The sequence below is a fragment of the Pseudoalteromonas sp. GB56 genome (assembly GCF_054923835.1).
Genome location: NZ_JBPCHK010000001.1, coordinates 697,242 through 711,485, shown reverse-complemented (window position 1 = coordinate 711,485; position 14,244 = coordinate 697,242). Strand labels below are relative to the sequence as shown.

13 protein-coding genes are annotated in these 14,244 nt (G+C 46.4%); 2 read left to right on the top strand and 11 right to left on the bottom strand.

Translation table 11 applies throughout. The annotated features are described in order from the left end of the window. Positions 1-7: 7 nt before the first annotated feature. The 8 genes from ACH19P_RS03335 to ACH19P_RS03300 form a co-directional block, all read right to left on the bottom strand. Positions 8-604: a tetratricopeptide repeat protein gene (locus ACH19P_RS03335; protein ID WP_462157086.1), complete on the bottom strand. Its 597-nt coding sequence runs from the start codon at positions 602-604 to the stop codon at positions 8-10. An 86-nt stretch (positions 605-690) separates the two neighbouring features. Further along, positions 691-1,173, bottom strand: coding sequence for a hypothetical protein (locus ACH19P_RS03330; protein ID WP_462157085.1), 483 nt, complete (start codon positions 1,171-1,173; stop codon positions 691-693). Beyond that, positions 1,170-2,072 (bottom strand): ExeA family protein, encoded by a 903-nt coding sequence (locus tag ACH19P_RS03325; RefSeq protein WP_462157084.1) that lies wholly within the window; start codon positions 2,070-2,072, stop codon positions 1,170-1,172. Before ACH19P_RS03325 ends, ACH19P_RS03330 begins: the two co-directional genes overlap by 4 nt. Next, complete coding sequence (mshL, locus tag ACH19P_RS03320) at positions 2,072-3,754, bottom strand: pilus (MSHA type) biogenesis protein MshL (RefSeq protein WP_462157083.1); 1,683 nt, start codon at positions 3,752-3,754, stop codon at positions 2,072-2,074. Before mshL ends, ACH19P_RS03325 begins: the two co-directional genes overlap by 1 nt. Beyond that, a complete protein-coding gene (locus ACH19P_RS03315) occupies positions 3,732-4,049 on the bottom strand; it encodes an agglutinin biogenesis protein MshK (RefSeq protein WP_462157082.1) in 318 nt (105 codons plus the stop codon). The genes mshL and ACH19P_RS03315 overlap by 23 nt, the downstream gene beginning before the upstream one ends. Then, positions 4,027-4,695: a hypothetical protein gene (locus ACH19P_RS03310; RefSeq protein ID WP_462157081.1), complete on the bottom strand. Its 669-nt coding sequence runs from the start codon at positions 4,693-4,695 to the stop codon at positions 4,027-4,029. The genes ACH19P_RS03315 and ACH19P_RS03310 overlap by 23 nt, the downstream gene beginning before the upstream one ends. Then, a complete protein-coding gene (locus ACH19P_RS03305) occupies positions 4,688-5,284 on the bottom strand; it encodes a PilN domain-containing protein (RefSeq protein WP_462157080.1) in 597 nt (198 codons plus the stop codon). Before ACH19P_RS03305 ends, ACH19P_RS03310 begins: the two co-directional genes overlap by 8 nt. Beyond that, positions 5,281-6,213, bottom strand: coding sequence for a type IV pilus biogenesis protein PilM (locus tag ACH19P_RS03300; RefSeq protein ID WP_462157079.1), 933 nt, complete (start codon positions 6,211-6,213; stop codon positions 5,281-5,283). The genes ACH19P_RS03305 and ACH19P_RS03300 overlap by 4 nt, the downstream gene beginning before the upstream one ends. 93 nt (positions 6,214-6,306) lie before the next feature. Between ACH19P_RS03300 and ACH19P_RS03295 the strand changes: the two genes are divergently transcribed. Further along, positions 6,307-7,215: a 1-aminocyclopropane-1-carboxylate deaminase/D-cysteine desulfhydrase gene (locus ACH19P_RS03295; protein ID WP_462157077.1), complete on the top strand. Its 909-nt coding sequence runs from the start codon at positions 6,307-6,309 to the stop codon at positions 7,213-7,215. On the opposite strand, the gene ACH19P_RS03290 is transcribed toward ACH19P_RS03295, so the two are convergent. From ACH19P_RS03290 to ACH19P_RS03280, 3 genes are all read right to left on the bottom strand, one after another. Then, positions 7,202-8,797 (bottom strand): EAL domain-containing protein, encoded by a 1,596-nt coding sequence (locus tag ACH19P_RS03290; RefSeq protein WP_462157076.1) that lies wholly within the window; start codon positions 8,795-8,797, stop codon positions 7,202-7,204. The two genes, ACH19P_RS03295 and ACH19P_RS03290, sit on opposite strands and share 14 nt — an antisense overlap. 281 nt (positions 8,798-9,078) lie before the next feature. Continuing rightward, positions 9,079-9,756, bottom strand: a complete 678-nt coding sequence (gene ssb / locus ACH19P_RS03285; RefSeq protein WP_462157075.1) for a single-stranded DNA-binding protein — start codon at positions 9,754-9,756, stop codon at positions 9,079-9,081. A 20-nt stretch (positions 9,757-9,776) separates the two neighbouring features. Beyond that, positions 9,777-11,144, bottom strand: coding sequence for an MFS transporter (locus ACH19P_RS03280; protein WP_462157074.1), 1,368 nt, complete (start codon positions 11,142-11,144; stop codon positions 9,777-9,779). Between the two features lie 260 nt (positions 11,145-11,404). Here ACH19P_RS03280 and uvrA point away from each other — a divergent pair, with 260 nt between their 5' ends. Beyond that, positions 11,405-14,227: an excinuclease ABC subunit UvrA gene (gene uvrA, locus ACH19P_RS03275; protein WP_462157073.1), complete on the top strand. Its 2,823-nt coding sequence runs from the start codon at positions 11,405-11,407 to the stop codon at positions 14,225-14,227. Positions 14,228-14,244: the final 17 nt, after the last annotated feature.

Below are 14,244 nucleotides of genomic sequence, written 5' to 3'. Positions count from 1 at the left end.
TTCCTGCCTACAACTGTTCATAACGAGCGCGAGCAAAGCGCTGCGATTGCATCGACAAACCACCGAGCTGCAGTGCCGTGCCATAATGGCTTTTCGCAGCCTGCAATTCTCCTAATCCATCTTCACTGGTGGCAAGTGCTAACCACCATTTCGCCACATTTGGCTGGCGTTTAATTAATACGGTAAAACTTGTTTTGGCGATATCGAAGCGCTTTAAATTGCGCGCTGCACTGCCTTTTAAAATCCAATAGTCGTTTTGAGCCAAACGCAATGCGTGTTCATCATATTCGTCACCCAGTGCAGCCAGTACGCGTGAATATTGTTTTTGTTCGGTGGCCATTTTGGCAATCAATACTCGCCACTCCAATACTGATGGCTGTCGTCGCAGGCCATCAACAAGGACACTGTTCGCCTCGTCGCTGCGTTGTTGCCCATACAAGGTCGCTGCTAGCATGGTGCGCGCAGATTTATGTGATGGTGCCAGGTGCAAGGCCTGTTCAAACTGCGCAATGGCTTCATCAATCATGCTGTAACTAAGCGACTGTTGGCCTTGCTGATACCAACGCTCTGCACGCTCAACATTACTCAACGCAGTGACAACCACAGTCTCATTTTCACTCTGTGCTGCTTGGGCCTGTGTTGTTTTGTTTGTAGGCTCTGTCTTCTTAACAATAGCCTGAGATGCTGTATCTACAGGCGATTCGGGGGGGATTGAGGTGCCGTAAGTATCGCGCTTGTTTGCGCCTCATTAGCTGTAATTACATCGTCTGCTATCATTTGCTGCGCTGGTAAAGTTGCAGTACTTGGCTGTTGTACAATCGTAGCCTCATCAGAGAGTTCGACTTGTTGCTGTGCAGCTGCGTTCACAGTGACAACGTGCTTTTGATCCTCGCCAGTGAGCGGTTGCGCTGGTTTATCTGGTTGTTGCTTTGCTTGTTGAGATAGCTCGGCATCATGCACCAATGCAGGTGTCATTGGCACGGATACAGGGCGTTTAGGGATAAACAAATAGGCTGCGCCAACGAGTGCACAAGCAAGCCCAATTACGATCACATACATTAAAGATTTTGGCAGTTCGCGCGATTTATTAAGCTCAACGGTTGGTTCCAATCCCAGCTCCGCAGTATTGTCGCGCTGTTCAATCGCTTTAAGTGTTTTATTCAACACACTCATAGCGCTTGCCTCCATAACCAAATCCCCGCTATCGCAAGTATGGCTGGAGTCATTACCAACAGTGGCCACCAGCGTTGCCAGGTATTTTGGCTGTGGCAATCTTCAGTGTCGGAAATCGCCGCTTTAACGTAATTTGTTGTCAACTGTGTATGGCCATCGCCATAGGCTTGCAGCAGGCTTTTATGGCACAAGGTATTTACCAAACGAGGGATCCCCCGTGACGCTGCTGCGATGCGTTTACATAACGCAGTCGAAAACAACTTGTTTTCAACGCCTGCTCGGCGCAAACGGTGGTCGATATAATATTCAACTTCGGCAGCTGTCATAGGGCGCAACTGATATGAAAAGCCAATGCGTTGACGCAACTGACGCACTCGTGGATTGCTCAAGTGTAAATCGAGTTCAGGTTGACCAAAGAGCACAACTTGTAACAGCTTCTTGCTTTCGGTCTCGAGGTTGGTGAACAAGCGTAATGCTTCGAGCGCATCCCAACTCAGACATTGCGCTTCATCGACTATCATCACGACCTTCTTGCCTTGTTGGCTGAGTGATAAAAGGCGCTTTTCTATTTCCTGACTCAATGCCTGCTGATTTAACTGTTCATCATCGGTTAGCCCTAATTCTGCCGCTACCGCCCAACGTAATTCGTCTGGGGTGAGGTAAGAGTTAGGAATATAAACAACAACGTAGTCGTCTTCTAAATGGTTAATTAATTTGCGGCAGATTAGGGTTTTACCCGTCCCTACTTCTCCAGTGACCTTGATAAACCCTTCCGACATGCTGAGTGCGCTTAACAACACTTTAAGCGCTTCGTTATGCGGTTGCAGGGCACAATAGAATTCCGTGTTCGGCGTTAGCGAGAACGGCATTTCCTGCAAATTAAAAAAACTCAGATACATTAGTTGCGATACCAAGTTTCAAGGAGCTTTTTAGTGCGTTGTTGCTGCTTTTTCCACGAATCAGGCATCACCACGGTGGGTCGTAGCAGAATCACCAATTCCTTTTTATTTTGCTTTTTACGTACACTCTTAAACAGGTTACCTACCACCGGAATGTCACCCAGCACAGGGGTTTTTGATACCTCATCGCTGGTGATGGTTTGCATTAAGCCTCCAATCACCACAATCTCGCCACTGGCGGCACGAATCACCGTATCCGACTCACGTATATTACTTTGCGCCAAAGGTAATTCTAAATCGACGTCACCTAAACGAATGAACTTAGTTTGTTCTTCGGTTTGTGTTACGGATGGATGAACATGCAAAATCACCGAGCCATAACGGTCGATTTGTGGCGTCACATCCAACGCAATACCAGAGAAAAATGGTGTTAGTTCAATATCACTGTTGTTTTGCTGTGACACGTTACCGATATCTTCACTGCTGGAAACATCAGTGACGAAGTATTCATCCTCACCAACCTTAATCACCGCTTTTTGGTTGTTGGTTGCGGTCACCCGAGGATTTGACAGCATTTGCACGTCGCCTTGCGTTTGCAGCAAATCGATCACACCATCGAAATCACCTCGGGCAATACTCAATGACGAAATACCGCCCAACTCACTGCTAATCGCATTGCCGAGGACCCCACCAGATGTACTGAAACTGATACTTCCTGCGAGGCCACTGGAAATACGGTCCCACTGCACACCCTGTTGGTACTCATCTTTGAGCGTAACTTCGATAATCCGTGCTTCAAGCACAACTTGGCGTTGCAAGCTTTCCTCACTGTGCTTCAAAAATTCTTTCATCGCTGCGATTTCACTAGGGAGTGCATGCACAGTTACTAAACTGGCTTGTGGGCTGACGATGACATAACGACCATCATGGGTTCCCACTAACGCTTGAAGTGCCTCTTTGAGGTCTTTCCAGAAGTCATTTTCACTGGTGGTTTGAATGTTAGAGCCGTTTAGTTGCTGCACACCCGAACCAAAGCTACCATTACCACGGTTGTTATTATTGATGGCATTATTGGAGTTGTTGTTCTGATTGTAATTGCCGTTTGAATTAGTGTTGTTTTGGTCGTAGTCACTCACGCCACCAGCGATCACACTGACATTTGAAACACCATAACGCTTCATCATTAAGTAGTTAACAGCAATGGATTCAGTACGCATTTTTGCAGGTAACACCTGCACTACTTGCCCCTCAAGAAAAACATCAAGTGGGTACAATCGGGTGATGACTTTGAGCACCTCATCCATACTCACTTGCTTGAGGTTCAAGCTAATATTGCCACTGACTTCCGGGTGTATTGCTACGCTGAATGGCGTGTCATCCACCAGCGCGTTGAAAAATGGTCGTAGCGCTACCTCGTTTGCCACTACATCAAAGCGCGGCGTGCTCATTTGTGCTGGCGCATCGACGCCAGTGGAAATTGAGCTCAGCAATTCATCTTCAAATTCAACTGGAGGCTTAAGTTGCTCAGTGGGAGCCTCTTCTACCTCAGCATTAAGTTCACTGCGAATGTGCGGCTGTACTTTTTCACCGGTACCAAATGACTGGCACGCGCATAATAAAATGCCCGTTGTACCAAGCAGTAACCAGCGGGCTAATTTGTTAGTGTTTAATGTCGTCGCCATATAATTTTAACTTTATTTGTTTGTTTCCCTGGTTTAGAAGCACAGAGTTAGCGTCGATTCGCGCTATTTTATAATCACCCAAGTGCTGACCTTGCGAGTACAAAGAGCCTGAAATGATTGCTTTAAATTGTCCGTTCTTTTTGACTACCGATTCCAGCACCCAATCCGTAAGGGCCTGCTGATTTTGACTGGTTCCTTTTGCACCAAAAGCCGGTTTTGTTGGGTCTAACAAAGACTGTGCCGCAAGTTGAGAACTCAGCGCTAAAAGCAAACTACAAAATAATAAACGTATCATTGCTACTCACCGTCGCTAATTTTAAGGTCAATTCACCTTGCGGATACTCATCAACATGGTAGTGAAATCCAGTGATGAGTACACGAAGCGGTGCCTGCTCTATTTTCTGCATATAAGCCTTGGCAGCAAAATAATCGCCACTGACTTTTAATTCCATATTGTGGCGATATAACACACGCTCAATATTATTGGACTCAGTATTTTCGTTTGCTTTGGCATTGGCGAGTACAGGCTCAACCCCGATGACTTTAAAAGACGTTAATTGCAATCCAGACTGTTCTGCCAATAACTCCGACAGGACCTTCGGCATATTTTCAGCAGCAATAAAGCCCTGACTCAGTTGCTGTAGTTGTAAATCTAAGTCGTTCGCTTGGCGCTCTTGAGCCGTTATTTTTTCACGAACCTTGGCTTTGTAGTCAATCGCCAGAGCTTGGCGCAGCGCTTGCTGCTGAGTATCGATTACGCTTATTTCACGCTCTAGATTTGCAACCTGCTTTTTGAAGTCAGCCTGCTTTTGAAACATCGGCATCAGCACAAACCATACACTCAAATAAATGATACAAAACAGCGACACAGCCAAAACCATAATTTTTTCACGTCGCTGCAATTGACTAAAGCGTTGCTGAGCATCTTGCCATTTACTCACGGTTCGCCCCTTCTAACTGAGTGGACACCCGAAACTCTCTGAGCTCTTCGCGTTTTTCAAATTCCAATACTGAAAATTCCTTACCGCTAAAGTATCGCGATTGCTTCAAGCCATTGAGCCAACTTGCAATCACGCTCGGCTGTAAGGTTTGCCCTTGTAATTGCAGATGTTGTGCAGCAACAGAAATATCGGTGAGCCATAAATGCTCATTGTGGTAGCGCGCTAAATCGCTCATGAAGTCGCTGTAATTTGCAACTTGATTGGTGCCGCCAGATTGTAGATAGTCGATCAGTTCCAAGCGATTTTTAACACGTTGCTGCTGCTTGCTGAGTTGCAATTCAAGTTCTGCTACATCACGGTGTTTTTGTAATTGTTCGTTCAGTACCTTTGTGGAGTTGCGCAAAGTAGTGACCTTGTTCTGCGTATCGACCAATTGCTGTTGCGTACTATCTAGACGCCAGCTTTGCAGTGCAATACATAGCACTACAACAAACGCAGTTGTAGCGACAATTTTTATGACCGTAGATAGAGGAAGCGGATCTTGCTTCGGCTTTAAGCTCTTTTGATAGAAGTCGATACTGCGTTTCATGCTTGCTCCAAGATAGGAAAGTAAGCACTGGCAAGCGCATTATAAAATTTGGGTTCAACTACCTCAGCAAGATCCATCAAGGGTGTAAACACCTTAATGGGAATAGATTGAAACTGGGTTAGTCGAGCAATGATTTGTTCCGTGGGAAACGAACTGTGAAATAGCACTTCCTTGATGGGAGGTTGCTTTAATTGGCTCTCATAAAAGTCCATGGAGCGCTGAATTTCCAACCCCAATGAATCACTGAGATTATTAATCGTTACTTCATCTGTACTTGATTCAAGCAAAGCAAATCCGCGTAAACGTCGATTCAGTAATAATTGCTGATCGCGAATAATCAACAAACTAGGTTCTTGACCCGGCTCTTGCAAAATCACCATGCGCGCATAGTTGTCTTTAGCTGTCATGTCTGCAACGGTGGTTTCTTTTACCGTGATTTTTTGCAGTTGCAATTCTTGGGTATTTAAGGCGCTCACTAATGGCGTTAGAAGGCTTTTATCCGCAGCAAAAACGCTAATTTTTGCAGGCTGGCCCGGCTGCTGGATAGGGTAATCAATGTAGTCTGCGATGATGTTTTCTGGCGGCAATGTAACCAAGTCTTTAAGCGTCCAAGGGAGCGACTGAACTAATTCGTCATGCTCTAGTGCTGGCTTTTCAGTTTGAACAATTTGATAATAGGACTGAGGAAGTAAAAGGAAGACTTTCGCAGCGCCTTTACAAATAGACGTTACGAATTGCGCTGTCTGTTCAGCACTGCTGGCTATGTCATTAACTGTTTGTGAAGCAGTGTCGCTGACGTACCATTGTTGCTTTTGCTTCTTTAGGGTGACGGCTAATAACACGTTCGTACACAGCGACACACCAACAATTGTGTCTACTTGTTTTTCAGAACGAAACCACGGTAAGCGCGCAAGTATGTGGGAACCCATAAAGCCTTTTATACCACCTTTTATTATTATTCTAAGTATCAATGATTTGCGAAAATTAGCAAGTCATTGCAGGCACTAAAGCGTATTGCATTAATGAACATTGTACCAAATACAATACCTGAGTCACCTATTATGCAACTGCATGATCCGCTTATAAAAAAGAGGCGGATCACTGTGAGTATTAAACGTGATGATTTACTCCACCCGATAATTCATGGGAATAAATGGCGTAAGCTTAAATACAACTTAGTGGATTTTACCCGCTCTGGTAAGTCCGAGCTGTTGACCTTTGGCGGGCCTTTTTCTAATCACCTTTATGCAACTGCAGCGGCTGGCAAAATATTTAACATACCGACTCGGGGCATAGTAAGAGGGCCTTTTTTGGATGACTCTAATCCCACGCTGCGTTTTGCAAGAGCCTGTGATATGAAACTGCATCCAGTGAGTCGACTTGAATATCGCCAACGCTGCGAGTTTGATTACCTCCAACAATTGCAAGGCACCTACCCTGATGCGTTTATTGTGCCAGAAGGCGGTACCAATGAAGCGGCGTTAAAAGGAGTGAAAGAGCTGGCCGCAAGTTTGCCCGAACATGACTTTCTGCTTTGCCCAACGGGCAGCGGTGGCACGTTAGCCGGATTACTCGCGGGACATACTCGCAAAGAGGTGCTTGGTATTGCCGTATTGAAAGAAGCCAACTATCTGGTGCCAGAAATCAACGAATTAGCATCAGCACCCAAATGCGATTGGCAATTGATGACGGAATATCACGATGGTGGATACGGTCGATTTAGCTCGGCCCTTTGGGATTTTTGTCAATGGATGTACCGCTCCCATCGATTACCGCTGGAGCCAATATATACAGGCAAAATGATGTACGCATTGTGGCAATTGATAGAGCAAGGGTATTTTCCAGCAGGGAGCCACATAGTGGCGATACATACAGGTGGTCTGCAAGGTAAAGATGGACTCAGATATCGCAAGTTAGTTAGTGAGAATTAAACACGTTTATCTGGTTCATAGTACCAGTGAAATAAAAGCCTTGGGCACCTCTAATACCAAGCTGTTTTAACACATTTACCTGCTGCTGACGCTCAATGCCTACAGCATAGATTGGCACACCGATGCGATGCGCGTGCGCAACATAAGTCAGAACTCGCCGTTGAATATGTTTATCCGTGTCTATGTGGGTGACCAATTCGCTCGCAAGCTTAATTGCTTTAATTCGCACCGGAACCTGCCTCAATGCGTCTGCTGGCCAACGAGTCAATTGGTCAATAATGATGCCCTGTAGTTGCAAAATGGGATCCGCAAGTCGCTTGGCTATCAAATTCGGTTGTTTCGCTAGTACACTCGCGGGGCACTCAAGCGTTACGCGTGGGTGATCGCTTAAAAAAGACATCAATTTTGGCCAAAATATATCGTCCAACCAAGCACTCGGTTGAATGTTCACACTCACCCCGGCTTGCAACTCCTCATTCGCCAACATTTTATCAAGCCGAGTGAGCACAGCTTCATCGACTTTGCGGGAGGCACTGTCCGAAGCATCCTGACTCAACAGATATTCTGGTGATATCAAACCCAGTTGAGGATGGCGAATACGTAATAATGTTTCGTGATGTAAGATTTCGTCATTATCCAAATCAAAAACCGGCTGAAAGAAACACACAAACTGATTATTTTTTACAGCTTCAACCAAAGAGCATGATTTAGCAGCCAGTAGCATAGAATGATTGTGGCTGAATGGAATGCGATAACAGTGCTTGTGCTCGCTTTGCTTTGCTAACGCCAAGGCAGATTGAGTGAGCTGATAAACCACAGCTTGATCCGCGCCAGTGCGGTAATTACACACGCCGATTTTAACGTCGCCCTCACTCAATTCGGGCAGGAGACTACGACAACAGCCCAATACAAGATCGTTGAATGACTGCAGCGTTTCTTCCAACTGCTTCACTCTCACCTCTTTGACTGTAATCGCAAATGAACCTGAATTAAGAATTTTGACTGACACGCGCTGTTGATGCTCTAGGCGCTCTTGTAACAAGGCTTCAAGCAAACTAGCAACCCCTGAAGCAACAGCACTCAAACGATGGCAGTGAACAATGGCAAATATGCTTTGATATGACGGCAGGCCACTAAAAATACTCTCATTAATAGGAGATGGAAGGCGCTTGCTTAGTTTGTTGCGTTTAACTTCAAGCAATTGTCGACGTGTTATCTGTATTGAGCGCCAAAAGAAAATGAGTAAAAGTGTATTTATGGCCAAGAACCAATGGCTATTGCTCAGCCACAGCGGTGAGCTGTACACGTTCAGCAGACCAGTATCCGTTCGAAGAGTAAGTGGCACTGACACCACAAAGCTGTCGTTTTGTGGCTTTAATGTTAGACCATAGGGTGCAAGAAGGGTCGACATTACACGGTCATTAACGCTGCCTATCTGGTTAACTTGTGTGCCCAGAGAATGGAGTTCGGATTGGCGCTGTTGCAATAATGCCCACACTAACAGAGTGTTGATCAAAATAACGCCACACACCCCGAGTGTGGCGGAAATAACTAGCTTTTGATACTTCCCTAAAATCGCCAATGCGCAATCCAATTACAGCCCTTTCAACATACATAAAGTGTTGTTCAAGATAACCAGTTGCTCAAGTTTGAAGAAGTAAAAAAGCCCCATATCATGGGCTCTGCAGAAGAAAAGTACGGTAATTCAACAGGCTTTGCCGTCTCTACAATTGTTTGCAAAAAAGACTAGCAACTTCGGAATTTTATGCTTGTATGGAGCTAGTGGGAAAATACCAAGAGCTCAACACAAAAAAGCCCAGTAAAAGACTGGGCTGTTTGATGTCTAAAAACTATATATCGAGTTTAGAACGGAATATCATCGTCAAAGTCGATAGGCGGTTCCATTGGGTTAGAGGCGCCACCTTGCGGTGCATTCTGAGGCTTAGGTGCGAAACCACCGCCCTGATGGCCACCCTGCTGGTTGCCATAGCCACCTTGGTTTTGTTGACCCATACCCTGGTTACCTTGTTGCGACTGACCGTAACCACCTTGTTGTTGCGACTGACCGTAACCGCCTTGTTGGCCTTGGTTACCTCCACTAAAACCACCTTGCTGACTAGCTTGTGGTTGCGCACTTTGACCACCTTGGAATCCACCTTGTGAACCGCCTTGCGCAGCACCTTGGCCTTCACCACGGCCACCTAGCATTTGCATTTTGCCATCGAAGCCGTCAACAACGATTTCTGTGGTGTATTTTTCTTGGCCGCTTTGATCTGTCCACTTACGCGTTTGCAGTTTACCTTCAACATACACTTGTGAGCCTTTACGTAAATATTCACCTGCTACTTCAGCAAGTTTGCCGAATAACACAACGCGGTGCCACTCAGTGCGCTCTTGCATTTGGCCTGTGTTTTTATCCTTCCAGCTATCACTGGTCGCGATGCTAATGTTAGCAACGCCATTACCGTTTGGCATGTAGCGAACTTCAGGGTCTTGGCCCAAGTTGCCCACTAAAATTACTTTATTAATACCGCGCGCCATGGATTTATACTCCTACTTTTCTACGCTGAGACGACAAGCTGTTGCGCCGTCTTTAAATCAAATTTTTTATCATCCACCTTGAGGTAGCTGCGATTTTCATCACACACCACGGTAGCTTCCAATACCCCAGGTAATTCCACTAATCGCGCCGCTAATTGTTGTGCATCACGTTCGCTACTCACTTCGCTGAGCAAACTGATTATTTTACTACGCGGCGGCACTCGCATTTTTACAGCAATGACAAACCATATTACCCCAACCATAGCCGCTGCCGCAAACACCATCTCGGGGCTCGTTCGTTGAGCCACGAAGCCACCTAAAATGCCACCTAAAAATGCGCCTAAAAACTGTGAAGAAGAGAACACGCCCATCGCTGAACCCTTCTGATTTGCGGGTGATTGGCGCGAAACTAATGCGGGCATGGTCGCTTCTAAAAAGTTAAAAGCAACAAAATAAAGCACCATACACACAGCGATGAGATACACTGAATTGGCGCCTGCCACTAAGCCCAACATACTGGCTATGAGCATCAAAATAGCAGTTAAAAACAAAGGCTTTTCTTTTTGTTTAGCCACCGCGAATATCATCATCGGCACCATCAGCACAAATGACAAAATAAACACTGGAATATAAAGCTGCCAATGCTTTTCTGCGGCTAGGCCATCGCCAATCAATTGCATTGGTAACGACACAAAAATGGTGGTTAATGTGAGGTGTAAAAACATTACCCCTAAATCTAAACGGGCGAGATCTGAATTGCGAACGAGTTTACCTACATCTGCGAGGGTGACACTGGTTTCACCTTTGGGTGCACGACGAACCGCACTGGGTACAAACCAAATTACAATGCCGATTCCGACTATCGCCAACGCTGCCGTCAGCCAAAAAATTCCCGCAACGCCGAAACTTGCAGCAATCATGGGCCCCATGAGCATCGCGATCGCGAAACTCATGCCGATGCTCATGCCAATTACAGCCATCACTTTAGGTCGCTGCTCATCGCGACTCAGATCGGCAGCCAGCGCCAGTAAAGCGCTGGCAATCGCCCCCATACCTTGCAACGCACGGCCAAATGTCAGCATGTACATAGATTCAGCCAGTGCAGCGACCACAGAGCCGATAGCAAAGACTATAAGACCTGCAATAATGATGCGTTTGCGGCCATAGCGGTCAGATAACCAACCCATTGGAATTTGCAGCACTGCCTGAGTCAAACCGTAGGCACCAATCGCCAGACCAATCCACATCGGCGAGAAACCTGAAAGTTCTTGCCCATAAATTGCCAATACAGGCATAAGCATAAAAAGGCCAAGCATACGAAACGCGAAGACACTCGCAAGTGATACTGCCGCGCGCTTTTCAACACTGTTTAATTGGGATGCAGACATGACACAAATACAATCAGCTGGAACAAAATTATCTTGGCCGGCGATGATAACACACTCCCCCTTGATTGGGACATTGCTGGGTGTGAATTCACCGTGATTAACCGAGATAAATTCCCATGGCTGTCCATATAATGTGATCCTAAAGCCATGCAACCACATACAACTAAGCTTTATAAATATAAGCGCTAAGGTAGTCGCTAAACGGTGGTTAAATATGCGATACTTGTGCGTTATTTAGTAGCTCGGGTAATAGGCGGAGAATGGATAATATAGAAGTTCGCGGTGCACGCACGCATAACCTCAAAGACATCAACCTAACCATCCCTCGGGATAAATTGATCGTCATCACCGGTCTGTCTGGCTCAGGAAAATCGTCTCTCGCGTTTGATACTTTGTATGCGGAAGGGCAGCGTCGGTATGTAGAATCGCTTTCCGCTTATGCGCGTCAGTTTTTATCTTTGATGGAAAAGCCTGATGTTGACCATATTGAAGGCTTATCTCCAGCTATCTCAATTGAGCAAAAATCAACGTCTCATAACCCGCGTTCGACCGTGGGTACGATTACAGAAATATACGATTATCTGCGCTTGTTGTTCGCTCGTGTAGGTGAACCTCGCTGTCCAACTCATGATTTACCACTTGCTGCACAAACCATCAGCCAGATGGTTGACCAAGTACTGGACTTGCCAGAGGGCAGTAAACTCATGTTACTTGCGCCTGTGGTAAAAAACCGCAAAGGTGAGCACGTTAAATTACTCGAGCAACTAGCGGCACAAGGCTATATTCGCGCCCGTATTGACGGTGAAGTGTGTGACTTGTCTGATCCCCCCACGCTTGAGTTGCATAAAAAGCACACCATTGAAGTGGTTGTTGACCGCTTTAAAGTGAAAGAAGGGCAACAACAACGCCTTGCTGAGTCCTTTGAAACCGCGCTTGAGTTATCTGGTGGTGTAGCGCAAATTGCCGCCATGGATGATTCACTTAGCGAAGAACTCGTGTTCTCGGCCAACTTTGCCTGCCCAAGTTGTGGTTATGCAATGAGCGAGCTCGAACCTCGCCTATTTTCATTTAACAACCCAGCGGGTGCATGTCAAAGCTGTGATGGTTTGGGGGTGCGTCAGTACTTCGACCCCCATCGTGTTGTCCACAACCCTGAGCTGAGCCTAGCGGGCGGTGCGATTAAAGGATGGGATAAGCGTAGTTTCTACTATTTCCAGATGTTGCAATCGGTTGCTGAGCATTACCACTTTGATTTGGAAACACCGTTCCAAGAGCTCAGCGATGACGCTAAGCAGATTGTACTGGAAGGTTCAGGCAACGAAAAAGTTGCGTTTAACTACCGCAATGACCGTGGGGATTTGATTACCCGAAATCACGAGTTCGAAGGCGTGCTCAATAACATGCAGCGCCGTTATCATGAAACAGAGTCAAACTCTGTGCGTGAAGAGTTGGCAAAATATCAAACCTCGCAAGCATGCCCAAGCTGCAGTGGCTCCCGTTTGCGCCAAGAAGCACGTAACGTGTTTATCGACGACACCAACTTACCCGCGGTGACCGTGATGAGCATTGGCCAAGCGTTTGATTACTTTGACAACCTTGAATTCGCAGGCCAAAAAGCCAAAATCGCTGATAAAATCCTCAAAGAAATCCGCGACCGCCTGTCTTTTTTGGTTAATGTCGGCTTGAACTATTTATCACTGGAGCGTAGTGCCGATACGCTATCTGGCGGTGAAGCTCAACGTATTCGCTTAGCGAGCCAAATCGGTGCTGGCCTCGTTGGCGTGATGTACGTACTTGATGAGCCATCGATTGGTCTTCACCAACGAGATAACGACCGCCTGTTACAAACTCTCACGCGCTTGCGTGATTTAGGTAATACCGTACTCGTGGTAGAGCATGATGAAGATGCAATTCGTGCAGCCGATTATATTATCGATATTGGTCCAGGTGCAGGGGTACACGGTGGCTACGTGGTTGCCGAAGGCTCACGCGACGACATCATGAACAATCCCGAATCACTGACTGGCCAATACTTAAGTGGTGCCAAGGCCATTGAAGTGCCAAAGCAGCGCCACCCAACTAACGACAAATGGTTAGAACTCTTTGGCGCCACGGGTAACAATCTGAAGAACGTAGACTTGCGCATTCCGTTTGGCTTGATGACCTGTATAACAGGCGTATCTGGATCAGGAAAATCAACGCTGGTTAACGATACTCTGTTCAAAGTGGCGCACACAGTACTCAACGGTGCCACCGCTGTTGAACCTGCACCACACAAAGAAATCAAAGGCTTAGATCATTTCGATAAGGTAATCGACATTGATCAAAGCCCAATCGGCCGTACACCACGCTCTAATCCAGCAACGTACACAGGTATTTTTACTGCTATTCGAGAGTTATTTGCAGGCACGCAGGAGTCGCGTTCACGCGGCTACAAAGTGGGTCGTTTTAGCTTTAACGTCAAAGGTGGCCGCTGTGAAGCCTGCCAAGGTGACGGGGTGATTAAAGTAGAAATGCACTTCTTGCCGGATGTGTATGTACCTTGTGATGTCTGCCAAGGTAAACGTTACAACCGTGAAACCTTGGAAGTGCTTTACAAAGGCAAAAACATCCATGAAGTGTTAGAAATGACGGTGGAAGATGCCCGTACGTTCTTTGATGCCATTCCTGCGATTAATCGCAAATTGCAAACGCTGATGGACGTAGGTTTGTCTTATATTCGCCTTGGCCAAGCTGCAACAACGTTATCAGGTGGTGAAGCGCAACGCGTTAAATTAGCGCGAGAGTTGTCGAAGCGCGACACGGGTAAAACACTGTACATCTTGGATGAGCCAACAACAGGCTTGCACTTCCATGATATTCAACAACTACTGACGGTGTTGCATCGTTTACGCGACCACGGTAACACCATCGTGGTGATTGAACACAACCTCGATGTGATCAAAACAGCTGACTGGATTGTCGATTTAGGCCCAGAGGGTGGCAGTGGCGGTGGTGAAATCCTGATTGCAGGCACCCCTGAAGAAGTGGCTGAGCATAGCCGCTCTCACACTGGACACTACCTAAAGCCATTGTTGGCATAAAGGACTATTTGGGGGTA

Coding starts and splice junctions, on each gene's coding strand:
- ACH19P_RS03330 (WP_462157085.1), bottom strand. CDS start 1,173: ATGAGTGTGTTGAATAAAACACTTAAAGCGATTGAACAGCGCGACAAT.
- ACH19P_RS03325 (WP_462157084.1), bottom strand. CDS start 2,072: ATGTATCTGAGTTTTTTTAATTTGCAGGAAATGCCGTTCTCGCTAACG.
- mshL (WP_462157083.1), bottom strand. CDS start 3,754: ATGGCGACGACATTAAACACTAACAAATTAGCCCGCTGGTTACTGCTT.
- ACH19P_RS03315 (WP_462157082.1), bottom strand. CDS start 4,049: ATGATACGTTTATTATTTTGTAGTTTGCTTTTAGCGCTGAGTTCTCAA.
- ACH19P_RS03305 (WP_462157080.1), bottom strand. CDS start 5,284: ATGAAACGCAGTATCGACTTCTATCAAAAGAGCTTAAAGCCGAAGCAA.
- ACH19P_RS03300 (WP_462157079.1), bottom strand. CDS start 6,213: ATGGGTTCCCACATACTTGCGCGCTTACCGTGGTTTCGTTCTGAAAAA.
- ACH19P_RS03295 (WP_462157077.1), top strand. CDS start 6,307: ATGAACATTGTACCAAATACAATACCTGAGTCACCTATTATGCAACTG.
- ssb (WP_462157075.1), bottom strand. CDS start 9,756: ATGGCGCGCGGTATTAATAAAGTAATTTTAGTGGGCAACTTGGGCCAA.
- ACH19P_RS03280 (WP_462157074.1), bottom strand. CDS start 11,144: ATGTCTGCATCCCAATTAAACAGTGTTGAAAAGCGCGCGGCAGTATCA.
- uvrA (WP_462157073.1), top strand. CDS start 11,405: ATGGATAATATAGAAGTTCGCGGTGCACGCACGCATAACCTCAAAGAC.